17 protein-coding genes are annotated in these 20,533 nt (G+C 68.3%); 7 read left to right on the top strand and 10 right to left on the bottom strand.

What is annotated here, in order from left to right; all coding sequences use genetic code 11:
• The first annotated feature begins 669 nt into the window (after nt 1–669).
• Nucleotides 670–1,644: a polysaccharide deacetylase family protein gene (locus B7D75_RS12970; protein ID WP_034083054.1), complete on the top strand. Its 975-nt coding sequence runs from the start codon at nt 670–672 to the stop codon at nt 1,642–1,644.
• Nucleotides 1,641–2,513, top strand: a complete 873-nt coding sequence (locus tag B7D75_RS12965) for a hypothetical protein (protein WP_034083052.1) — start codon at nt 1,641–1,643, stop codon at nt 2,511–2,513. Before B7D75_RS12970 ends, B7D75_RS12965 begins: the two co-directional genes overlap by 4 nt.
• A 110-nt stretch (nt 2,514–2,623) precedes the next feature.
• Here the strand turns inward: B7D75_RS12965 and gcvT are convergent, their stop codons facing one another.
• The 6 genes from gcvT to B7D75_RS12930 all read right to left on the bottom strand — a co-directional run bounded on the left by gcvT (nt 2,624) and on the right by B7D75_RS12930 (nt 11,116).
• Nucleotides 2,624–3,745, bottom strand: a complete 1,122-nt coding sequence (gene gcvT, locus B7D75_RS12960) for a glycine cleavage system aminomethyltransferase GcvT (protein WP_107114079.1) — start codon at nt 3,743–3,745, stop codon at nt 2,624–2,626.
• 92 nt (nt 3,746–3,837) lie between these two features.
• Entirely contained in the window at nt 3,838–5,214 is a 1,377-nt protein-coding gene (locus B7D75_RS12955; protein WP_058174794.1) for an L-serine ammonia-lyase, read from the bottom strand.
• 47 nt (nt 5,215–5,261) lie between these two features.
• A complete protein-coding gene (glyA, locus tag B7D75_RS12950) occupies nt 5,262–6,518 on the bottom strand; it encodes a serine hydroxymethyltransferase (protein ID WP_107114078.1) in 1,257 nt (418 codons plus the stop codon).
• A gap of 142 nt (nt 6,519–6,660) precedes the next feature.
• Entirely contained in the window at nt 6,661–9,540 is a 2,880-nt protein-coding gene (gene gcvP / locus B7D75_RS12940) for an aminomethyl-transferring glycine dehydrogenase (RefSeq protein ID WP_107114077.1), read from the bottom strand.
• Nucleotides 9,541–9,550: 10 nt separating this feature from the next.
• Nucleotides 9,551–9,934 carry a glycine cleavage system protein GcvH gene (gene gcvH / locus B7D75_RS12935; RefSeq protein ID WP_012075618.1) on the bottom strand — a complete coding sequence of 128 codons (384 nt, stop codon included), beginning with the start codon at nt 9,932–9,934 and terminating at the stop codon, nt 9,551–9,553.
• 258 nt (nt 9,935–10,192) lie between these two features.
• Nucleotides 10,193–11,116 carry a LysR family transcriptional regulator gene (locus B7D75_RS12930; RefSeq protein WP_003157858.1) on the bottom strand — a complete coding sequence of 308 codons (924 nt, stop codon included), beginning with the start codon at nt 11,114–11,116 and terminating at the stop codon, nt 10,193–10,195.
• 117 nt (nt 11,117–11,233) lie between these two features.
• Here B7D75_RS12930 and B7D75_RS12925 point away from each other — a divergent pair, with 117 nt between their 5' ends.
• A complete protein-coding gene (locus B7D75_RS12925; protein ID WP_107114076.1) occupies nt 11,234–12,976 on the top strand; it encodes an amidohydrolase in 1,743 nt (580 codons plus the stop codon).
• 7 nt (nt 12,977–12,983) lie between these two features.
• Here the strand turns inward: B7D75_RS12925 and B7D75_RS12920 are convergent, their stop codons facing one another.
• The 3 genes from B7D75_RS12920 to B7D75_RS12910 form a co-directional block, all read right to left on the bottom strand.
• Nucleotides 12,984–14,519 (bottom strand): sigma-54-dependent transcriptional regulator, encoded by a 1,536-nt coding sequence (locus B7D75_RS12920; protein ID WP_107114075.1) that lies wholly within the window; start codon nt 14,517–14,519, stop codon nt 12,984–12,986.
• A gap of 81 nt (nt 14,520–14,600) precedes the next feature.
• Entirely contained in the window at nt 14,601–15,518 is a 918-nt protein-coding gene (locus B7D75_RS12915; protein ID WP_043102747.1) for a hypothetical protein, read from the bottom strand.
• 186 nt (nt 15,519–15,704) lie between these two features.
• Nucleotides 15,705–17,285, bottom strand: a complete 1,581-nt coding sequence (locus B7D75_RS12910; protein ID WP_107114074.1) for an alpha/beta hydrolase — start codon at nt 17,283–17,285, stop codon at nt 15,705–15,707.
• Between the two features lie 156 nt (nt 17,286–17,441).
• Between B7D75_RS12910 and B7D75_RS12905 the strand changes: the two genes are divergently transcribed.
• Genes B7D75_RS12905 through B7D75_RS29765 form a run of 4 tightly spaced genes read left to right on the top strand, consistent with a single transcriptional unit; the run spans nt 17,442 to nt 19,971 of the window.
• Nucleotides 17,442–17,663, top strand: a complete 222-nt coding sequence (locus B7D75_RS12905) for a YgdI/YgdR family lipoprotein (protein ID WP_003157706.1) — start codon at nt 17,442–17,444, stop codon at nt 17,661–17,663.
• A 52-nt stretch (nt 17,664–17,715) separates the two neighbouring features.
• Nucleotides 17,716–18,567 carry a class I SAM-dependent methyltransferase gene (locus B7D75_RS12900; protein ID WP_003157705.1) on the top strand — a complete coding sequence of 284 codons (852 nt, stop codon included), beginning with the start codon at nt 17,716–17,718 and terminating at the stop codon, nt 18,565–18,567.
• Nucleotides 18,564–19,100, top strand: coding sequence for a GNAT family N-acetyltransferase (locus B7D75_RS12895; protein WP_053813862.1), 537 nt, complete (start codon nt 18,564–18,566; stop codon nt 19,098–19,100). Before B7D75_RS12900 ends, B7D75_RS12895 begins: the two co-directional genes overlap by 4 nt.
• A 52-nt stretch (nt 19,101–19,152) precedes the next feature.
• Nucleotides 19,153–19,971 (top strand): DUF6531 domain-containing protein, encoded by an 819-nt coding sequence (locus tag B7D75_RS29765; RefSeq protein ID WP_239481365.1) that lies wholly within the window; start codon nt 19,153–19,155, stop codon nt 19,969–19,971.
• Nucleotides 19,972–20,161: 190 nt separating this feature from the next.
• Here B7D75_RS29765 and cdiI read toward each other — a convergent pair whose 3' ends face one another.
• Entirely contained in the window at nt 20,162–20,530 is a 369-nt protein-coding gene (gene cdiI / locus B7D75_RS12885) for a ribonuclease toxin immunity protein CdiI (protein WP_058135072.1), read from the bottom strand.
• Nucleotides 20,531–20,533 lie beyond the last annotated feature (3 nt).

The following is a 20,533-nucleotide window of genomic DNA, read 5'->3' as shown; positions in this document are numbered from 1 at the left end:
AACCGGATCCTGCCGGACGGTTACCGGCGGAAAGGGCGAAACTTTATAACAATGCGCGTTAAAAAGTTGTCATGTTTTGCAAAACAGTCTGCAAGCTTCGCCCTTGACGGAGAAAGAAACGCTCTATGGCGCTCCTCTCCTCTCTCTGGAGGCAAGCGAAAGGTTTCACGCCGCCAGGCAAACCCAGCAATTCCTCCGGAGAAGCGACCATTCGTCGGCAAATTCCATGCAAATCGGATTTCTTATAACCAATCCGAATACCGCTCTTCACGCCGCTACCGTCCCCGCAAAGGCTTGTCACTCCAGGCCTGCGCCTCTTCTCGGGCAGCCGTTTGGCATAGCCTGACGGTTTTACAACAGAGGCCGAGCGTCAATAAAACGTCTATCGACTGTGTTAGCGTCAAAAAAGAATCATATCGATCCTTTGTAGCGTTTCCGGTGCCATGCAGTCCCCATCGATCAACCGCCGGGTTCGCCGGCAAAGCCCTGGTTCAAGGCCACGCGTCGTCGTGCTCGCAGCAACCCTTCCGAGGAGGCCCGCTCATGACTGAATCGACCACCCGGGTCCGCATGCCCACCCCGCAGGCGCCGGCCAGGAGGTTGCCGGCAAGCCTGCCGGCGCCGCCGACGGGCCGCCGGTGATGCGGCGCGAATGAGCAGGGGCTCGCCATGCAGCGCCTGATCGGCATGACCTACCTGAACTCCGCCGCGGGCCAGCGCCGCCTGCGCCAGAACGGCATCGTCCTGCGCCTCGGGCGACTGGCCGCCGAGCCTCGCCTGGCGGCCTTGCCGCACCGCCAGGGCCGCTGCCTCGAGCGGCGAAGCCTGGAAAACCTGCTGCTCTGGCTGCAACGGCACTTCCTCTGCGTGCCTCTGGAGCATCTGCTGGAGCGGCCTTCGGCAAACGATCTGCGCATAGCGTTGAGCCTCGACGGCAGCACGCCGGAGCTGGTCGAGCAGGTCTATCCCCTGCTGGAGCGCTACGAGATGCCCGCCAGCGTCTTCCTCGGCGGCGATCCGCGCGGCTGGCGCGAAGCCGTAGGCGACACGCTGTGGCAGGCCGACACGGTCGCCGCCGCGCCGCTGCTGGAACTGTTGCAGCGTTATTGCGGCCCGGCACTCGCGCCGGTGCTCGAGCGGACGCGCGACGATGTCCGGCGCAGCCGCCACCTCGCGGCCCTGCTGGGCAAGCTCGAACGCCTCGACCCGGCCTCCCGGCAGGCATTGCGCGCGGCCTGTCCGCCCGCCGACGCGCAGGCCGCTCCCGACTGGGGGCAACTCCGCCGCCTGGAGAACTCCGGCCTGGTCCGCTTCGGCCTCTACGGCCAGGGCCCGCAAGCGCCGGACAGCTTCTGCGCGGAACCGGAAACCCTTGGCCACGCCCATCGCCTGCTCCAGCAGCAGTGCAACGCTCCTCTGCCGGTGTACTGCCGGGCCCGCCCCATGCCCGGCGCGACCCAGGCCAGCCCACAGTTGCGTGCGAGCCTCGGGCGGCTCGGCTATCGCTTCGCCTTCGGCGCCCGCCGCGGGCTGGTCGACTCCCGCGGCGATCCGCTGGACCTGCCGCGGATCGAGGTCGACGCCGCCATCGCCGCCCGCCCCGGCCGGCTGGCCTGGCAGCTGTATCGCGGAGTCCGTGCATGAGTGCGGCATCCCGCCTCTTCCAGGCACGGGGCGACAGGCAGTCGCCACGCGCCGGAACACCACCCGAACCACGGGAAGCGAACGCGACGTCGCCGGCCACGCAGCGGCGCCGCTCTCAGGGATATGGCCGGCACGACTGGCCCGGTATCAGCAAGGATCGTCCCATGACTGCAGACACCCCTACCTCTGTCGCTACCATCAATCATCTGCTGCTCGGCGCGCCCTACACCAGTCCCCTGGTGATCCCCGGCGACTGGCTGGTCGACGAACTGGAAGGCGCCGTCGAAGTCGGCGGCTTCACCGACGGGCTGTTCCGCTGGCCGACACGCAAGCGCAGCGGTCGACCTTCGCCGATTCTCTGCGGCGACCTGTTGCGCGCGGTGCGTACCGAATGCGCCGAGTCGGTGCAGTTCTGGTGGGGCTTCAGCCCGAGCCTGGTCGGGCGCTGGCGCCGCGCCCTCGGCGTGACCCGGCGGAACAATCCCGGCGACCAGGCGGTGGCCCGCGCCCGCGCGGCCCTGGCCCGCACCCTGGACCGCAAGGCGACGCCGACGACGCCGGCCGCCTGGTCCAGTGAAGAGGTCGAGTTCATCCGCCGCCACGGCAGCAAGCGCAGCCTGGCCTGGTGCGCCTACATGCTCGGGCGCAGCTACCAGAGCGTCGCCAGCAAGGCCGAGGAGCTTTCCCCGCACAGCCAGCGCGATCGCGGCAATGCGACCTGGAGCAAATCCGAAGAGGACCTGTTGCGCCAGCACTACCAGCAACGCGGCTCGCTGTGGTGTGCCCAGCAGACCGGCAAGAGCCGCGCGGCGGTGTTCCACCGGGCCAAGAAGCTGGGCCTGCAACGGCAACGGCCGAAGCATTCCTGAACGTCAGCGCCGACGCAGCGCGGAGGAAGAAAGGCACTGGGCCGAACCGCGGCCCGCCCGCTCCCGGCAGGCGCGCCCTCCCCCGCACGAGCGGCGAAGGGCGCCGCGAGTCAGCCTCGGTAATAGCGCTGCGCCACGAACGGCATCTTGCTGACCACCAGGGTCACCGGCTTGCCACGCACCATCGCCGTCACCTCGCTGCCCAGCCCGGCCAGCGCGCTCGGCACGTAGCCCATGGCCAGCGGCGCGTTGAGGGTCGGGCCGAAACCGCCGCTGCTGACCTTGCCGATCACCCGGCCGTCGGCGTCGACGATCTCGGCGCCCTCGCGCACCGGCATCCGCCCCTGCGGCAGGAAACCGACGCGCTTGCTGGCGACGCCCTGCGCCTGCTGGGCGAAGATCCGCTCGGCGCCGGGGAAGCCGCCGGCGCGCACACCGTCGGCGCGGCGCGCCTTGGAAATGGCCCAGCCGAGGCTGGCTTCGACCGGCGTGGTGGCGCTGCCCATGTCGTGGCCGTAGAGGCACAGGCCGGCTTCCAGGCGCAGCGAGTCGCGCGCGCCGAGGCCGATCGGCGCCACTTCCGGCTCGGCCAGCAGGCGCCGGGCCAGGGCCTCGGCGTGCTCGGCGGGCACGGAGATCTCGTAGCCGTCTTCACCGGTGTAGCCGGAGCGGCTGACGTAGCAGTCCTGGCCGAGCAGCTCGACGCGAGCGAACTGCATGAAGGTCATCTGCGCCACCTGCGGCGCCAGGCGCTCCAGCACGCGCACCGCCGCCGGGCCCTGGAGGGCGAGCAAGGCACGCTCCTCGAACAGCGGCTCGACGCTGCAACGGCCCTCCAGGTGCCGACGCAGGTGCGCCAGGTCCTGGTGCTTGCAGGCGGCGTTGACCACCAGCAGCAGGCAATCGCCGAGGTTGGCCACCATCAGATCGTCGAGGATCCCGCCCTGCTCGTCGGTGAACAAGGCGTAGCGCTGCTGGCCCACCGGCAGGTCGAGGATGTCCACCGGCACCAGGCTTTCCAGCGCCAGCGCCGCGTCGGCGCCCGCCAGGCGGATCTGGCCCATGTGCGAGACGTCGAACAGACCGGCCTGCTCGCGGGTGTGCAGGTGCTCCTTGAGTACTCCGGCCGGGTACTGCACCGGCATGTCGTAGCCGGCGAAAGGCACCATCTTCGCCCCCAGTTCCAGGTGCAGGGCGTGCAGGGGCGTCTTGGCGAGGGTTTCTGCGGTCATGCTTCACTCCATGGCATCCCGGTCTCCTTCTGCCGGAGAGCCGCGATCGATTGTCGGGAAAGAAAAAAGAAGCGCCGGCGCAGCGGCGCGGTTCAGCATTCGATGATGTTCACGGCGAGGCCGCCGCGCGCGGTTTCCTTGTATTTGCTTTTCATGTCGGCGCCGGTCTGGCGCATGGTGCGGATGACCTTGTCGAGAGAGATGAAGTGCTGGCCGTCGCCGCGCAAGGCCATGCGCGCCGCGTTGATCGCCTTCACCGAAGCCATCGCGTTGCGTTCGATGCAGGGCACCTGGACCAGCCCGCCGACCGGGTCGCAGGTCAGCCCGAGGTTGTGCTCCATGCCGATCTCGGCAGCGTTCTCGACCTGCTGCACGCTACCGCCGAGCACTTCGCAGAGCGCCCCGGCGGCCATCGAACAGGCCACCCCGACCTCGCCCTGGCAACCGACCTCGGCGCCGGAGATCGAGGCGTTTTCCTTGTAGAGGATGCCGATCGCCGCCGCGGTGAGCAGGAAGCGCACCACGCCGTCGTCGTCGGCCCCGGGGATGAAGCGCGCGTAGTAATGCAGCACCGCCGGAATGATCCCCGCCGCGCCGTTGGTCGGCGCGGTCACCACGCGGCCGCCGCTGGCGTTCTCCTCGTTCACCGCCAGGGCGTAGAGATTGACCCAGTCGAGCACACTGAGAGCGTCGCGCAGACCGGCCTCCGGCCGCTGGCACAACTGGCGGTGGAGCGCCGCCGCGCGGCGCCTGACCTTCAGTCCGCCGGGCATGACGCCCTCGTTGCGGCAGCCGGCCTCGACGCAGTCCTGCATCACCTGCCAGATGCGCAGCAGGCCGGCGCGGGTTTCCTCGGCGGGGCGCCAGGCCTTCTCGTTCTCGGCCATCAACCGGCTGATCGACAGGCCTTCGCGGGCGCAATGGTCGAGCAGTTGCCGCGCGGTCTTGAAGGGGAACGCCAGCGGCGTGCGGTCCTCGACGATACGGTCGAGGCCGGCGGCTTCGTCGTCGACCACGAAGCCACCACCCACCGAGTAGTACTCGCGGCTGCGCACCTGCAGGCCGGCGGCGTCGAAGGCACGGAAGATCATGCCGTTGGGATGGTAGGCCAGCGGCTTGCGGATCAGCGCCAGGTGTTCCTTCTCGACGAAGCGGATCGGTCGCTCGCCGAGCAGGCGCAGCTCGCCGCTGGAACGGATGGCATCGAGCCGGGCGGGAATCGCGGCGGTATCCACCGTGTCCGGCTGCTCGCCCTCCAGGCCGAGCAGTACCGCCTTGTCGCTGCCGTGGCCCTTGCCGGTGGCGCCGAGCGAGCCGTACAGCTCGACCTTGACGCTGGCGGTGGCCTCCAGCAGCCCCTCGCGCCTCAGCCCCTCGGCGAAGCGCGCGGCGGCACGCATCGGCCCTACGGTGTGGGAGCTGGACGGCCCGATACCGATCTTGAACAGATCGAAGACACTCAGGGACATGCTCGTCTCCGCTTGCGGATTGGCCGCCACCACGGCGGCGCTCCTGTTCAATCAGCGTAGACCGGGAAGTGCCGGCAGAATTCGCCGACCTGGCCCCTGACCCGTTCGCTGACCTCGGGATTGTCGATGTCGTCGAGGATGTCGCAGATCCAGCCGGCCAGTTCTCGGCACTCGCCCTCGCGGAAACCGCGAGTGGTGATGGCCGGGGTGCCGATGCGGATGCCGGAGGTGACGAACGGACTCTGCGGGTCGTTCGGCACGGCGTTCTTGTTCACCGTGATGTGCGCCGCGCCGAGCGCCGCGTCGGCGGCCTTGCCGGTCAGGCCCTGGCGCACCAGGCTGATCAGCATCAGGTGGTTGTCGGTACCGCCGGAAACCACGTCGTAGCCGCGCCCGATGAATACCTCGGCCATCGCCCGGGCGTTGCGGATCACCTGCGCCTGGTAGTCCTTGAAGCCCGGCTCCAGCGCTTCCTTGAAGCACACCGCCTTGGCCGCGATCACGTGCATCAGCGGGCCGCCCTGGGCGCCGGGGAATACCGCGGAGTTGAGCTTCTTCTCGATCTCCTCGTTGGCGCGCGCCAGAATCAGGCCGCCGCGCGGGCCGCGCAGGGTCTTGTGGGTGGTGGTGGTGACCACGTCGGCGAAGGGGATCGGGTTCGGGTAGAGGCCGGCGGCGACCAGCCCGGCGACGTGGGCCATGTCGACGAACAGCAGCGCGCCGACCTTGTCGGCGATGGCGCGGAAGCGCGGGAAGTCGAGGGTCTTGGAGTAGGCGGAGAAGCCGGCGACGATCATCTTCGGCTTATGCTCCACGGCCAGGCGCTCGACTTCGTCGTAGTCGATCAGCCCGGTGGCGGTGTCCAGGCCGTACTGCACGGCGTTGTACAGCTTGCCGGAGGAGGACACCTTGGCGCCGTGGGTGAGATGACCGCCATGGGCCAGGCTCATGCCCAGGATGGTGTCGCCGGCGTTGAGCAGCGCCAGGTACACCGCGGCGTTGGCCGAGGAACCGGAATGCGGCTGGACGTTGGCGTAGTCGGCGCCGAACAGTTGCCTGGCGCGGTCGATGGCCAGCTGCTCGACCTTGTCGACGTGTTCGCAGCCGCCGTAGTAGCGCTTGCCCGGATAGCCCTCGGCATACTTGTTGGTCAGGCCGCTGCCCTGCGCCTGCATGACCCGCTTGCTGGCGTAGTTCTCCGAGGCGATCAGTTCGATGTGGTCTTCCTGCCGCCGGTCTTCGGCGTCCATCGCGGCGAGCAGTTCGTCGTCGTAGCCCTGGAGCTGGTCGTGCTTGCTGAACATGGCGCTGGCCTCTTGTCGTGTCGGTGTCAGGACGCTCGCTGGCGCGAGCGTGGCCGCGGCGCCGCTACGCAAGCGCGGCGCCGGGAAAGGGGTATCGCCGGAAACGGAAGGACGCCGCCGCTGGCGGCGCCCTCCTCGTCCGTCACTCCTCGCTGTACGCCTCGATGGGCGGGCAGGAGCAGGTCAGGTTGCGGTCGCCGTAGACGTTGTCGACGCGGCCCACCGGCGGCCAGTACTTGGCCTCCACCAGGCTCGCCAGCGGATAGGCGGCCTGCTCGCGGCTGTAGGCATGGTTCCATTCGCCCAGCAGCTCGGCGGCGGTGTGCGGCGCGTTCTTCAGCGGGTTGTCGTCCTTGTCCAGTTCGCCGCGCTCGACCGCGCGGATCTCCTCGCGGATACGGATCATCGCGTCGCAGAAGCGATCCAGCTCGGCCTTCGGCTCGCTCTCGGTGGGCTCGATCATCAGCGTGCCGGCCACCGGGAAGGACATGGTCGGCGCATGGAAGCCGAAGTCCATCAGGCGCTTGGCCACGTCGTCGACGCTGATCCCGCTGCTGTCCTTGAGCGGCCGCAGGTCGAGGATGCATTCGTGGGCGACCAGGCCGTTGCCGCCGGCGTAGAGCACCGGGTAGTGCTCTTCCAGGCGATGGGCGATGTAGTTGGCGTTGAGGATGGCCATTTCCGAAGCGCGCTTGAGGCCTTCGCCGCCCATCATGCGGATGTACATCCAGGTGATCGGCAGGATGCTCGCGCTGCCGTAGGGCGCCGCGCTCACCGCGCCGTCCTTGCGCTCGCTGCGGCCATGGCCGGGGAGGAACGGCGCCAGGTGCGCGCGCACGCCGATCGGGCCGACGCCCGGGCCGCCGCCGCCGTGGGGAATGCAGAAGGTCTTGTGCAGGTTCAGGTGGGAAACGTCGCCACCGAACTTGCCCGGGGCACAGAGGCCGACCATGGCGTTCATGTTGGCGCCATCGATGTACACCTGGCCGCCGCAGTCGTGGACGATGGCGCAGATCTCGCGGATCGCTTCCTCGAACACGCCGTGGGTCGACGGATAGGTGATCATCAGCGCGGCCAGGCGCTCCTTGTGCTCGCTGGCCTTGGCGCGCAGGTCGTCGACATCGACGTTGCCGCGCGCGTCGCAGGCCACCACCACCACGCGCATGCCGACCATGCTCGCGGTGGCCGGGTTGGTGCCGTGGGCGGAGGACGGGATCAGGCAGATGTCGCGCTGGCTGTCGCCGCGGCTGTGGTGATAGGCGCGGATCGCCATCAGGCCGGCGTACTCGCCCTGGGAGCCGGCGTTGGGTTGCAGCGACACGGCGTCGTAGCCGGTGGCGGCGCAGAGCATCGCCTCCAGCTCGTCGGTGAGCTGGCGGTAGCCTTCGCTCTGCTCGGCCGGGGCGAACGGGTGCAGGTTGCCGAATTCGGCCCAGGTCACCGGGATCATCTCGCTGGCGGCGTTCAGCTTCATGGTGCAGGAGCCCAGCGGGATCATCGTGCGGTCCAGCGCCAGGTCCTTGTCCGCCAGCTTGCGCAGGTAGCGCATCAGCTCGGTTTCCGAGTGATGGCGGTTGAAGATCGGGTGGCTGAGGATCGCCGACTGGCGCAACAGCGCGGCCGGCAGGCGGTCGCCGCTGCTGGCGGCAAGGGCGGCGAAGTCCGGGAGCGCCTGGCCCTCTTCGGCCAGCAGGCCCCAGAGGGTCTCCACATCGGCCTGGCGGACGGTCTCGTCGAGCGACAGGCCGAGACGGCCGGCATCGATCTCGCGCAGGTTGATCCCGGCCGCGCGGGCCTTGGCATGGATCGCCGCGGTGCGCGCGCCGGTGGCCAGGCTCAGGGTGTCGAAGAAGTGCTTCTGCTCGACGGCCACGCCCAGGCGCTCCAGGCCGGCGGCGAGGATCGCGCTCAGCCGGTGGGTGCGCCGGGCGATGCGCAGCAGGCCCTGCGGGCCGTGGTAGACGGCGAACATGCTGGCGATGTTGGCCAGCAGCACCTGGGCGGTGCAAATGTTGCTGGTGGCCTTCTCGCGGCGGATGTGCTGCTCGCGGGTCTGCATGGCCAGGCGGTAGGCCGGCTTGCCGTGGCGGTCGATGGAGACGCCGACCAGGCGTCCCGGCATGTCTCGCTTGAACGCGTCGCGGGTGGCGAAATAGGCCGCGTGGGGGCCGCCGAAGCCGAGCGGCACGCCGAAGCGCTGGGCGCTGCCGATGGCCACGTCGGCGCCGAACTCGCCCGGCGGGGTCAGCAGGGTCAGCGCCAGCAGGTCGGCGGCCACCGCGACCAGCGCATCGACCGCGTGGAAGCGGCTGACCAGCTCACGGTAGTCGACGATCTCGCCGTCGCAGGTGGGGTATTGCAGCAACGCGCCGAAGTAGGCGGAGAAGTCCTCGATGGCGCTTTCGTCGCCGACCACCACCTCGATGCCCAGCGGCTCGGCACGGGTGCGCAGCACGTCGAGGGTCTGCGGGTGGCAATGGCGGGAAGCGAAGAACGCCTGGCTGGTACGGTTCTTCGACAGGCGCTTGCAGAAGGTCATGGCCTCGGCGGCGGCGGTCGCCTCGTCGAGCATCGAGGCGTTGGCGATCGGCAGGCCGGAGAGGTCACTGACCAGGGTCTGGAAATTCAGCAGGGCTTCCAGGCGGCCCTGGGAGATTTCCGGCTGGTACGGCGTGTAGGCGGTGTACCAGGCCGGGTTCTCCAACAGGTTGCGCAGGATCGGCGCCGGGGTGTGGCAGTTGTAGTAGCCCTGGCCGATGAAGGAGCGGAACGCGCGGTTGCGCCCGGCGATGGCCTTCAGGCTGGCCAGCGCCTCGGCCTCGCCCATGCCGGCCGGCAGGTCGAGCACGCTGCTGCCCTTGATGCTTTCCGGGATCACGTTGCCGATCAGCGCGTCCAGCGAATCGTAGCCCAGGCGCTGGAGCATGGCCTGGGTGTCGGCGGCGCGCGGGCCGATATGGCGGGCGATGAATTCGTCGTCGGTGCCCAGGTCGATGGCGCCGAGGTTCAGGTTATCGGTCATGACGGGATCCTCAGGCGTCGGCGTTGGCGTTGAGCAGGCGGTCGTAGGCGGCCTGGTCGAGCAGCTTTTCCCAGGCGCCGGCGTCGGCCGGGCGGAAGCGGAAGAACCAGGCCTCGCCGAGCGGATCCTGGTTGACCAGCTCCGGGGTATCCGGCAGCGCGTCGTTGATCGCCACCACCTCGCCGTCCAGCGGCATCAGGATGTTGCTGGCGGCCTTGACCGACTCCAGCACCGCCACTTCGCTGCCGGCGGCGTGTTCGCCGAGCTCCGGCAACTGCACGAATACCACGTCACCGAGGGCGTCCTGGGCGTAGGCGGTGATGCCGACGGTCAGCAGCCCGTCGTCGTCCTGGCGCAGCCATTCGTGGTCGGTGGTAAAGCGCAACTTGCTCATGCTGGATCCTCATTGTCAGCGGGTCGCCCGGTCGGGACGGGACTTTGTTCTGCGGCAGCCCGTAGCAAGCAAGGTGCCAAGCGGCGCCCGCCCCCGCCGCCCGGGGGCTGGCCCCGAGCGGCGGGAAACCCGCACCCGCCTTTCTGGAACGTTTCCGTTACAGACCCACCGGACATTTCCCGAGCCCAGGGGCAAATGCCTGATGGCAAAGGATTTTCGCGCGACCGGAACGAATTCGTTCCAGTCGTAGCCGAAGCGTTACAGCCGCTCGCAGAGCCCTTGCCGTTCCAGGCTGGCGCGCAGGTGCTCGAGAAACGCGCGGACCTTGCGCGTGTTGCGCCGGTGCCCCGGATAGAGGACATGGATGGAAGGCCCGAACGGCCCCGGGTCGAAGTGATGGTCGCCGAGCAGGCGCACCAGCCGCCCTTCGGCGAGCAGCGGCGCGACGCTCCATTGCGGGCAGAACTGCAGGCCCAGCCCGGCCAGCAGGTGGGCGAGCAGGAAGTCGTAGTTGTCGCTGGCCAGTCGCGGGCGCGGCTGGTCGATGCGCTGGCGTATGCCGCCGCGCTCCATCCACCAGAAGTGCTGGTCCAGGGACGGGTGCTGGAACACCAGCCAGGCGTGCCGCTCGAAATCTTCCGGGCCTTGCGGCGCGGGTTGTCGCGCCAGGTAGGCGGGACTCGCGCAAAGCACGATCTGGTTCGGCGCCAGCGGCCGCGCCACCAGCCCCGGCAGGTCGATGGGGCCGTCGCGCAGGCCGAGGTCGTAGCCGCCCTCGCTGAGGTCGAGGAAGGTTTCGTCGAGGTCCACCCGCAGGCTGATCCGCGGATGCGCCTCGAGGAAGCTGGCGCAGGCCTGCTGGAGGAACGCCGCGGCGAACGACGGCGGCGCGGCGAGGCGCAGTTCGCCACGCAACTCCGACTCCAGCAGTTCGATCTCCTGCCCCGCCGTGCGCAGCGTCTCCAGGGACTGGCGGGCCGCCTCCAGGTAGATCTGCCCGGCCTCGGTCAGCGCCAGGCTGCGCGTGGTGCGCTCGAACAGGCGGGCGCCCAGTTCCGCTTCCAGGTGGGCGACGGCCTTGGTCAGCGCCGACGGGGTCTTCCCCAGGCGCTCGGCGCCACGGCTGAAGCTACCGGTTTCGGCAGTGGCGACGAACATCGCCAGGGCATTCAATTTGTCCATCGACTCCTTCCGTTCCGGCACAAGTGTTGTGCGCCTCGCCCGGTTCTGCCGGCCCGGCGCTTTGGCTAGTCTCGCCCGGGTCACGCTACACAAGAGCAAGAAACAAAGGAAACCACCATGAAGCCACGGATACCCACCCTCCTCGCCGGCGCCTGTCTGGCCCTGCCCCTGCACGCCCTCGCCGCCGCCGACCTGCTGCTGGTCAACGCCAGGATCTTCACCGCCAATCCGCAGCAGCCTTTCGCCGAAGCACTGGCGGTGGAGGACGGGCGGATCGTCGCGGTCGGCGACGAGGCCAGGCTGCGCACCCTGGCCGATGGCGACAGCCAGGTCGTCGATCTCGGCGGCAGGCGCCTGATGCCCGGCCTGATCGACACCCACTCGCACGCGGTGTTCGGCGGCCTGGAACTGGCCGGCGCGGACATGGGCAACGAGCAGGTCGGTCTCGACGAACTGGAACGGCGCTTGCGCGCCTGGCGCGACAACGGCAGGGCGCGGCATGGCGACATGCTCGATGTCAGCGGCATGCACAGCGCCTACTGGAGCCAGGTCAAGGGCTTCCGCGCACGCTTCGACCACGGCGAATGGGCCGACCAGCCGCTGGCCTTCATCGGCAGCGACCACCACACCGGCTGGGCCAACGCCGCCATGCTGAAACGCGCCGGTATCGACGCCGCGCGGGTCCGCGCCCTGCCCCAGGAGCAACGCAACACCATCGGCCACGACGCCGACTTCACCCCCAACGGCTTCCTCGCCGATGCCGGCCTCGACGCGGTGCTCGCGGTACTGCCGGCGCCGAGCGCGGAACGGATGCTCGAGGCCGGACGCAGCGCGGTGCGCTACAGCAACTCGCTGGGCCTGACCGCATGGATGGACCCGGCCGCCAATGGCTCGCCGGGCGATGCCCTGTTCAGCCTCAGGCCCGACGAGAACACCGTCGGCGTGCTGCCGGTCTACCAGCGGCTGGCCAAGGGCGGCGAGCTCAGCGCCCACGTCGCCGCCCTCCTGGTCGCCAACCCGCGCAGCCGGCCGGCCGACCTCGAGGTGCTGGACAAGGTGCGCCAGCGCTTCCTCGGCAGCCCCAACCTGACCCTGCCGGGGATCAAGGTGTTCGCCGACGGCGTTCCGGAGTACCCGGCGCAGACCGCCGCGCTCCTCGAGCCCTACCGCAACAGCCGGAAGAAGGGCGAACTGCTGATCGACCCGGCGCACTTCGGCGAACTGGTCAGCGCCGCCGACGCCCGCGGCTGGCTGGTCCACGTCCACGCCATCGGTGACCGCGCGGTGCGCGAGGCGCTGAACGGCATGCAGCAGGCGCGGCGCGACCGCGACAGCGGCATCGCCCACTCGATCACCCACCTGCAACTGGTCAATCCCAAGGAGTTCGAGCGCTTCAGGCCGCTCGGCGTGATCGCCTCGATGCAGCTGTACTGGGCCGCCGCCGACGAAACCACGGTGGACCTGATGAAGCCCTACATCAGCGCCTTCGCCTACCGCTACCAGTACCCGGCGCACTCCCTGCTGAGCAAGGGCGCGACCATCGCCGGGGCCAGCGACTGGCCGGTGTCCAGCCTGTCGCCGTGGAAGGCCATCCAGCAGGCGGTGACCCGCAAGGGCCCGCAAGGCGTGCTCAACGCCGGCGAACGCCTGGACCGCCAGACCATGTTCTACGCCTACACCCGCAACGCCGCGCGGACCATCGGCCTGGAACGCCGGATCGGCAGCCTGGAACCGGGCAAGCAGGCGGACTTCATCGTCCTCGACCGCGACGTGTTCGAGGTGCCGGAGACGCAGCTGGGCGATACCAAAGTGCTGAAGACCTGGTTCGCCGGCAAGCCGGTGTATTCCAGCGAGGGTTGAGCCTGCCTCAGCCGCGCGGACCGATACCGTACTTGCGCAGGCGGTGGGCGATGGCGGTGTGCGAGGTCTGCAGGCGCGCCGCCAGTTGGCGGGTCGATGGATAGCTGACGTAGAGCTTCTCCAGCAGGGCCTTCTCGAAGCCCTCCACCGCCTCCTCCAGGCTGCCCACCTCGCCGTCGTTCTGCCGCGCCACGGCGGTGCCGGCGATCTCCAGGTCGCCGATATCCACCAGGCTGCTCTCGCAGATCGCCGCGGCGCGGAAGATCACGTTCTGCAACTGGCGCACGTTGCCCGGCCAGCGGTTGCTCAGCAGCGCCGGGTAGGTGCCCGGCGCCAGCCGGCACACCGGGCGCTGGATCTGCGCGCAGGCCTGCTGCATGAAGTGCCGCGCCAGCAGCAGGATGTCGTGGCCGCGCTCGCGCAACGGCGGGACTTCCAGGCTGAGCACGTTGAGGCGGTAGAACAGGTCCTCGCGGAAGCTGCCCTCGGCGACCATCTTCTCCAGGTTGCGGTGGGTGGCGCTGAGGATCCGCACGTCGACCCTCACCTCGCGGTCGCCGCCGACCCGGCGGAAGCTGCCGTCGCTGAGGAAGCGCAGCAGCTTGGCCTGCAGATAGGGGGACATCTCGCCGATCTCGTCGAGGAACACCGTGCCCTGGTGGGCCAGCTCCAGCAGGCCCGGCTTGCCGCCGCGCTGGGCGCCGGTGAAGGCGCCGGGGGCGTAGCCGAACAGCTCGCTCTCGGCCAGGTTCTCCGGCAACGCCGCGCAGTTCAGCGCCAGGAACGGCGAGTTGTGTCGCGCACTCAGGGCGTGGCAGCCGCGCGCCACCAGTTCCTTGCCGGTACCGGTCTCGCCATGGATCAGCAGCGGCGCGTCGAGCGCCGCCACGCGCTGCGCGCGGGTCTTCAGGGTGCGGATCGGCTGGGAATCGCCGAGGAGCATCTCGAACCCCTCGGCATGGTCATGGTGCAAGGCCGCCAGGCGCTCGCCGATGCGGTTCGGTTCGTAGAGGGTCAACAGGCCGCCGGCCAGGTGCCGCTCGCCCTCGCCCGGCCCTTCGGTGATCGGCGTGGCATCGAGCAGCAGGGCCTGGCCCATGAAGGTCACTTCGCGCAGCGGCAGGCGGAAGCCCTGCTCGACCAGAGCACCCTCCAGGGTTTCATCGTCGAACAGGCTGGCCAGCCGCTCGCCGGCCGGGTCGCGTCCGCAGCGCTCGCTGAAGGCCGGGTTGGCCAGCAGCACCAGGCCCTTGCCGTCCACTGCCAGCACCGGATCGGCCATCGCCGCCAGCAACGCATCGAGCTGCAGGCGGCGGCGCTGGCCGGGCAGGATGTCGACCACGGTCATCGCCTGCACGCCACGGATGCCCAGCAGCGCTGCGCGCAGTTCCTCGAGCACTTCGGGACTGAGGGTCGGCGCGTCGATGTAGACGTTCGGCGGCACCATCTCCACCGCGTCCAGGTTCAGGTTGCGCCCGCCCAGCAGCGCCAGCACCTCCTGGGTGATGCCGACACGATCGATGAAGGAGACGTGGATGCGCATGCGGGAACCTGGACTGCGGCGACGCTCGCCATGAAGCCGTCGATTGTACGGCCTGGCGCCGCCCAGCCCAAGGGGCCGGCGTCAGGGCACGGGGCGCAGCGCCTCGCTGCGGGTACGGTGGCTCCAGTCGCCCTCGTCGTCCATTGCGGTTTCGGTCACCAGCACTCGGCCCGGCTGCTGCGGGTCGGCCTTGTACAGCACCAGCTCGGCCTCGGCATCGTCCCAGGTGGTGGAGATGTCCGGCAGCACCCGCACCCACTGGCCGTCGCGGATTTCCAGCAGCGACGACCTGGTCCAGGTGCTGGTCCACCAGGTACGCAGCAGTTGCAGGTGCTCGCGGCCGCTGTCGTCGAGGCCGCCGAGCACGCTGAGTACCGCGCCGGTGCAACTGCCCAGCGGCTTGGGCGGGACGCGCGCGTCGGCGCTCCAGAGGTCGCAGCGGCAGTCTTCGTACTCATCGCAGAGCGCGGTGCTGTTCGGTGCGTGCGCCACCACCCAGGCGAATTCCGGCTCGGCCCCGGCGAAGCGGCCGCGAACCAGCGGGGTGCGCCGCGGATCGACGGCGTAGCGGGTGATCTCGTCGCTCTCGCCGACGAAGCGCCAGCTATCGCCCGGCCCGGCGCGCTCGGCCAGGAGCAGCCCCGGATAGTTGCGCAGGCGCCCGTCGAGGCGCACCTGCTTGACGAAGCGCACCTCGTAGCGGCCCTCCTCGTCACCCGGCACGATCTGCGGCGCAGCGACGATGCGCTGCTCGAAGTCGGGATGGCGGGCGAAGAAGGCCTGCTTGGCGGAGAGGGTGCGCTCGCGCGCCTGGACCCGGCCATAGTAGTCCAGGCGCGGCGCATAGACCCCTTCCAGGGCCTTGTCGCTGCGTTGTTCGTGAGCGGCCTGCCAGCGCTGGAACAGCGCGAGGATTTCGCTTTCGGCGGCAGCCTGGACCAACGCTGGGTAGAGGCAGAAGAGCACGGCGCAGAATAGCGGGCGCAAGAGTCGGCGCATCGAGAACATCCTTGTCGTTCGATTGGGCGAACGCCGATTGTCCCCTATTCGCCGACGCTGGCAAATGGCCTTGGGCGATTTTTGCCGATTCCGCAACGCAGTGGGCATCGCGAGCCCGGTCCGGACGGCCTTTCCCACCTCCTGGCCCCGGCACGGCGGATAACCGCCCCACGCCAGCCAGCCTGCTCAATGCGCCGGCAACAAGGCCTGCAACCCTTCGGCAAGCTCCAGGCTCCACGCCGCGTAGTCGTGGCCGCCGGGGAACTCGCGGTAGTGCAGCGGGTAGCCCTTGCCTTGCAGCGCCGCGCGAAGGCTGCGGTTGCTGCCGAGAATGCCGTCCGCCTCGGGCTCCTCGAGCAGGCCGGAACTGAGGAAGAACGCCAGCGGCAAACGCTCGCCAGCGGCGAACTGCCGTACCAGCCACTGCGGCTGCTGCTCGTCCGGCCCCCACCAGAACGAGCCGGACAGGCTCAGCACCTTGCCGAAGCGTTCCGGATAACGGTAGGCGATGCAGCCCGAGGCCAGCCCACCGTAGCTGGAACCGGAGAGCACACGATCGGCTGGCTCCGCGCTCAGTGCATAACGCTGCTGCAACCAGGGCAGCAGCTCGTGGGCGAGCATGTCGGCGAAGGCCTCGTTGCAGGGCAGCTCGCGGCCCCGGCTGCCAGCGTCGACATTGCCGACCATCACCGCCAGGGTCGGGCGGATACGCCCGGCGGCGATCAGGTTGTCGAGGATGGTCGGGGTCGGTACGTCGCGCGCGTAGTGGTCTTCGTCGAACAGCACCAGCAGCGGATAGCGCTGGCCCTCGGGGTCGTAGCCCGGCGGCGTGTAGAGCGTCAGCTGGCGCTGGTTGGCCAGGGCCTGGCTGGTATAGCCGAGGCGCTCCACCTTGCCGCGCGGCACGTCCTTGCGCGGCTGGTCCCAGGTCTCGGCAGGGGCGCCGCCGAGCTGCACCAGCGAGGCCTGCTCGGCCCGCGGCAGCGCGCGGCTGTTGAGCCACGGCGTGCGGCTCAGCGGGTCCGGCCGCGCCGCCGCCTGCAACGCCAGGCGCAAGGTGCCGCGATCGGCCTGTTGCAGGTCCGGCAGGCCGGCGCTGAGCTGGTAGGAAACCCGCGCGTCACGGCGCAGCGGCAGGCTCAGGTAGCGTACGTCGCTGCCGGCCAGGGCCTCGAAGCGGCGGGTGTTGACCTCCGGGGTCGGCCACAGCAGGCGCACGTCGCCGGGACGCTGCTGGCGCCAGAGGAAGGTGACCAGCACCCGTTCGGCATCCAGCGGCTCCACCAGCGGCGTGCCCTGCTTCGCCACCTGCTTCCAGAACGCCTTCAGCGCGCCGGGGCGCTTTTCCGCAAGCTCCGCCTGCAGGCGTTGCAGGATCGGGCTCTGCGGCGCCGGCGAGGCCAGCGCCGGGGTCTGCGGGGTGAGGCGCTGGGTGGGGGTCAGGGTCAGCGCGGTGTCTTCGTCGGCGCTGAAGGTCAGGCGCAGGCCCTGGCGCTCACCGGCCTGCAGGCCGAGCGACTGGCGTCCGGCCAGCTCCATCGCGCGCAACGCCTTGCCGTCGGGCGTGGTAGCGCGCAGGCGGACGCGGCCGCGGTCGACCTCCAGATCGAGCAACTGCAACTCGCCGGGGGCAAGGTCGAGGTAGCGCTGGCGGCTCTCGCCGGCGCCGATTTCGATGCGCCCATCGGCTGGCAACAGGGGTTCGGCGGCCTGGGCCGGGCCCAGCAGATTGAGGAAAAGCAACAACGAGGTGGAAACGGCAGACATGGAATCTCCCTTCGAATAGGCGCCGCCATCCGGGCGGCTCACCGGAAGAGACGTGCAGCCGCAACGGAAATTTGCCGCTGTGATCCCGGCTAGAGCGGTTGCGCCGCGACTGGAGTAGAATCCGCCGCCTCGAAAACCGTCCGAAGGAAAATTCCGATGACTGCCCGTCTGCTGCCCGCCCTGTTGCTCTCCTCCGCATTCGCCGTCCTGGCCGGCTGCTCCACCCCGACCATCGTCACCCTCAACGATGGCCGCGAGATCCAGGCGGTGGATACCCCGCGCTATGATCGTAGTTCCGGCTTCTACGAACTGGAGCAACTGGACGGCAAGCGCACCCGCGTCAACAAGGACCAGGTGCGCAGCATCAAGGACATGTAATCCCCGGACCCGCCACCCGCGCGGTGGCGCACTCCAGGGAAGGAGTCGAACCATGCGATCCGACCTGCACGAGGCCAACCGGCTGTCGTGGAACGCCGCCACCCAGGCGCACAACAGCCACAAGGCCGACCAGGCCGCCTTCTTCCGCAACGGCGGTTCCACCCTCTATCCCGAGGAACTGGAGTTGCTCGGCCACCTCGACGGCCTGCGCCTGCTGCACCTGCAATGCAACGCCGGACAGGACAGCCTGAGCCTGGCGCGCCTCGGCGCACTCGTCACAGGAGTGGACATCGCCGACAGCGCCATCGACTTCGCCCGCCAACTGTCCCGCGACAGTGGCATCGCCGCCGACTTCCAGCGCGACGACATCCTCCGTTGGCTGCCCGTCGCCGCCACCCGTGGCGAACGCTTCGAGCGGGTCTTCGCCTCCTACGGCACGCTGGTCTGGCTCTCCGAGCTCAAGCGCTGGGCCGACGGCATCGCCCAGGTACTGGTTCCCGGCGGGCGCTTCGTCCTGGTGGAGTTCCATCCTTTCGCCCTGTACTTCGACCCACACTGGCAGCCGGCCTACGACTACTTCAGCCGCGAGCCGATCGCCGAGAGCGGCGTCAGCGACTACGTCGCCGAGTCCGGCGCCAGCCTGGCGCCCTCCGGTTACCGCGCCGGCGTCGAGAACTTCAGCAACCCTCATCCCAGCTACGAGTTCCAGTGGGGCCTGGCCGATGTGATCGGCGCCCTGCTCGGCGCCGGCCTGCAACTCGAACGGCTGGAGGAATACCCCTACGCCAACGGCTGGGCCGGCTTCGACGGCATGCGCGACGGCGGCGGCGGACGCATGCTGCCGCCCGCCGATCGTCCGCGCCTGCCGCTGATGTACGGCCTCAGCGCAAGGAAACCACGATGACCGAAGAACGCCTGCTGCGCCGCGACGAAATCCCCCTGGTCTGGGAGATCGACCGCAGCGAAGTGATCGAACACCTGTATTCCGTCGAGGCCGGCCAACTGGTGCTGCGCCCCGAGTTCTACGACATGCGCGGCTGGCCGGAGGGCGAGGCCGAGCACTACACGCCGATCCTGCTCGACTGCTTCGACCGCGGCGGCTGGTTCCTCGGCCTGTTCGACCAGGGCCGCCTGATCGGCGCGGTAGTCCTCGACCCGCGCCGCCTCGGCCCCGAGCACGACTGGTTGCAACTGAAGTTCCTCCACCTCAGCCACGCCTACCGCCGCCGCGGCCTCGGCGCCCACCTCTTCCACCTCGCCGCCACCCAGGCCCGCCACCTCGGCGCCAGCGCGCTCTACGTTTCGGCTACGCCGTCGCAGAACACGGTGGATTTTTATATGAGACTCGGATGCCGGCTGTGCATGGAACCGGATGAGGAGTTGTATCGGTTGGAGCCGGAGGATGTTCATCTGGTCTATGGGTTAGGGGTTAGATAACTCGCGGACTGCGCGAGGGCCGGATATTTCACGGATTGGAATGTGGTGGGAAATGAAAAGGAAATTCTTTGTAGCGGCCCTGCTATCAGCATCGCTTAACCAAGAGGTTGAGGCCGAGCCTTTTTGGTGGGCAGCGAGCTATTTCGACCCGCATCTCAGGTCGGCTCAACTTGCCTGCGAATATACCGCCAGCCGTATTTTGAGATGGTCGGACACCTACTATGCCGGGACAGTTCTTGCCATACGGGTAAAAGGTGGTTATGGGGAGTGCCTAATAAAACACCCTCCATATCCAAACGGGGGAGGAGCGCTTCCTCCTTCCTGGTATTCAATCGTCAGATGGAGCGACGGCTGCCCGGACAACCAGGAATACGATGCCAACACCGGCGCCTGCCTTTCCCCCAATGGCCCGCCCAACCACGGGTCTGACTGCTCGCCGCCGTCACTGTCCGCCGGTAATCCGATCAACATCGCCACCGGCAACAAGTACCAGAGCGAAACCGACTACGCCGGCCCGGCCATCGCTCCCCTGCTCCGCTTCACTCGTCACTACAACAGCAGCAACGGACTCTGGACCCACAACCTAAGCGCCCGCCTCACCCTACAGAGCCATATGGTCACCCTGCACCGGGAGGACGGTCGGGCCCTCGACTTCATCCGCCTGTACGACCGCATCACCTCCCAGGCCGATAACCTCGGCCGATTGGAGAAGATCGACGGCGGCTGGCGCTACGACGAACCGAGCGGCCTGCGCCTGGATTTCGACGAAGCCGGCGCGCTCGTCGAACTGGTCCAAGCCAGCGAAAAGCTGCGTCTGGCCAGGGAAGGAGGGCAGGTTCGCGTTTCCCACAACCGCTACCCCAGGCAGTAAAGGGGACAGATCTATTTTCCCTACTCTAATTTCGGTGACTGCGCCCACGCCGAACCACTCAAAGCGAATAACTCGCTAAACCATGCGCCCTTACCGAGGCATCGCGGAGTCCCCTTACGGCGTCTAGAGCCTGCTTTCCAGAGCATTAGAGCAGGGAAAATAGATCTGTCCCCTTTACGACCAGTCCCCTTTACGGCCAGAAAGAGAGTTTATCTAAAAGCTCTTTTACTTTCTCAGTATCTTCAGGATGGCGCTGAAGATATTTTTCACAAGCGAGCCGAATGAACTTAGAACAAACAGCCTCGCTCACAACAATGGTGTCCTCATCCTTAGGCGGATAGCCATAAGAAAACTCAACCCCCTCAAAGTGTTCCTCATCAAACGGACTGTTTTCATCAGGAAAATTACAGTACGCCCCATCCGTGCTATAGCCCCACCTATTTACAATGCACTCAATGGCTCTAATAAACCTACCATCCGAGTACATTATATCCATGTAGCACATAACTACCCAGCACGGATCAGCCTCGTTGTATGGCTGACCAAATAGTTCATTCATAGA

Source organism: Pseudomonas paraeruginosa, assembly GCF_003025345.2.
In the GTDB taxonomy this organism is placed as follows: domain Bacteria; phylum Pseudomonadota; class Gammaproteobacteria; order Pseudomonadales; family Pseudomonadaceae; genus Pseudomonas; species Pseudomonas paraeruginosa.
The sequence above is the reverse complement of the archived record's forward strand: the minus strand, read 5'-3'. Positions and strand labels throughout refer to the sequence as shown.

Bases quoted from the DNA above. Each gene is read 5' to 3' on its own strand.
- B7D75_RS12970 (WP_034083054.1), top strand. From the start codon at position 670: ATGCAGCGCCTGATCGGCATGACCTACCTGAACTCCGCCGCGGGCCAG.
- B7D75_RS12965 (WP_034083052.1), top strand. From the start codon at position 1,641: ATGAGTGCGGCATCCCGCCTCTTCCAGGCACGGGGCGACAGGCAGTCG.
- gcvT (WP_107114079.1), bottom strand. From the start codon at position 3,745: ATGACCGCAGAAACCCTCGCCAAGACGCCCCTGCACGCCCTGCACCTG.
- B7D75_RS12955 (WP_058174794.1), bottom strand. From the start codon at position 5,214: ATGTCCCTGAGTGTCTTCGATCTGTTCAAGATCGGTATCGGGCCGTCC.
- glyA (WP_107114078.1), bottom strand. From the start codon at position 6,518: ATGTTCAGCAAGCACGACCAGCTCCAGGGCTACGACGACGAACTGCTC.
- gcvP (WP_107114077.1), bottom strand. From the start codon at position 9,540: ATGACCGATAACCTGAACCTCGGCGCCATCGACCTGGGCACCGACGAC.
- gcvH (WP_012075618.1), bottom strand. From the start codon at position 9,934: ATGAGCAAGTTGCGCTTTACCACCGACCACGAATGGCTGCGCCAGGAC.
- B7D75_RS12930 (WP_003157858.1), bottom strand. From the start codon at position 11,116: ATGGACAAATTGAATGCCCTGGCGATGTTCGTCGCCACTGCCGAAACC.
- B7D75_RS12925 (WP_107114076.1), top strand. From the start codon at position 11,234: ATGAAGCCACGGATACCCACCCTCCTCGCCGGCGCCTGTCTGGCCCTG.
- B7D75_RS12920 (WP_107114075.1), bottom strand. From the start codon at position 14,519: ATGCGCATCCACGTCTCCTTCATCGATCGTGTCGGCATCACCCAGGAG.
- B7D75_RS12915 (WP_043102747.1), bottom strand. From the start codon at position 15,518: ATGCGCCGACTCTTGCGCCCGCTATTCTGCGCCGTGCTCTTCTGCCTC.
- B7D75_RS12910 (WP_107114074.1), bottom strand. From the start codon at position 17,285: ATGTCTGCCGTTTCCACCTCGTTGTTGCTTTTCCTCAATCTGCTGGGC.
- B7D75_RS12905 (WP_003157706.1), top strand. From the start codon at position 17,442: ATGACTGCCCGTCTGCTGCCCGCCCTGTTGCTCTCCTCCGCATTCGCC.
- B7D75_RS12900 (WP_003157705.1), top strand. From the start codon at position 17,716: ATGCGATCCGACCTGCACGAGGCCAACCGGCTGTCGTGGAACGCCGCC.
- B7D75_RS12895 (WP_053813862.1), top strand. From the start codon at position 18,564: ATGACCGAAGAACGCCTGCTGCGCCGCGACGAAATCCCCCTGGTCTGG.
- B7D75_RS29765 (WP_239481365.1), top strand. From the start codon at position 19,153: ATGAAAAGGAAATTCTTTGTAGCGGCCCTGCTATCAGCATCGCTTAAC.
- cdiI (WP_058135072.1), bottom strand. From the start codon at position 20,530: ATGAATGAACTATTTGGTCAGCCATACAACGAGGCTGATCCGTGCTGG.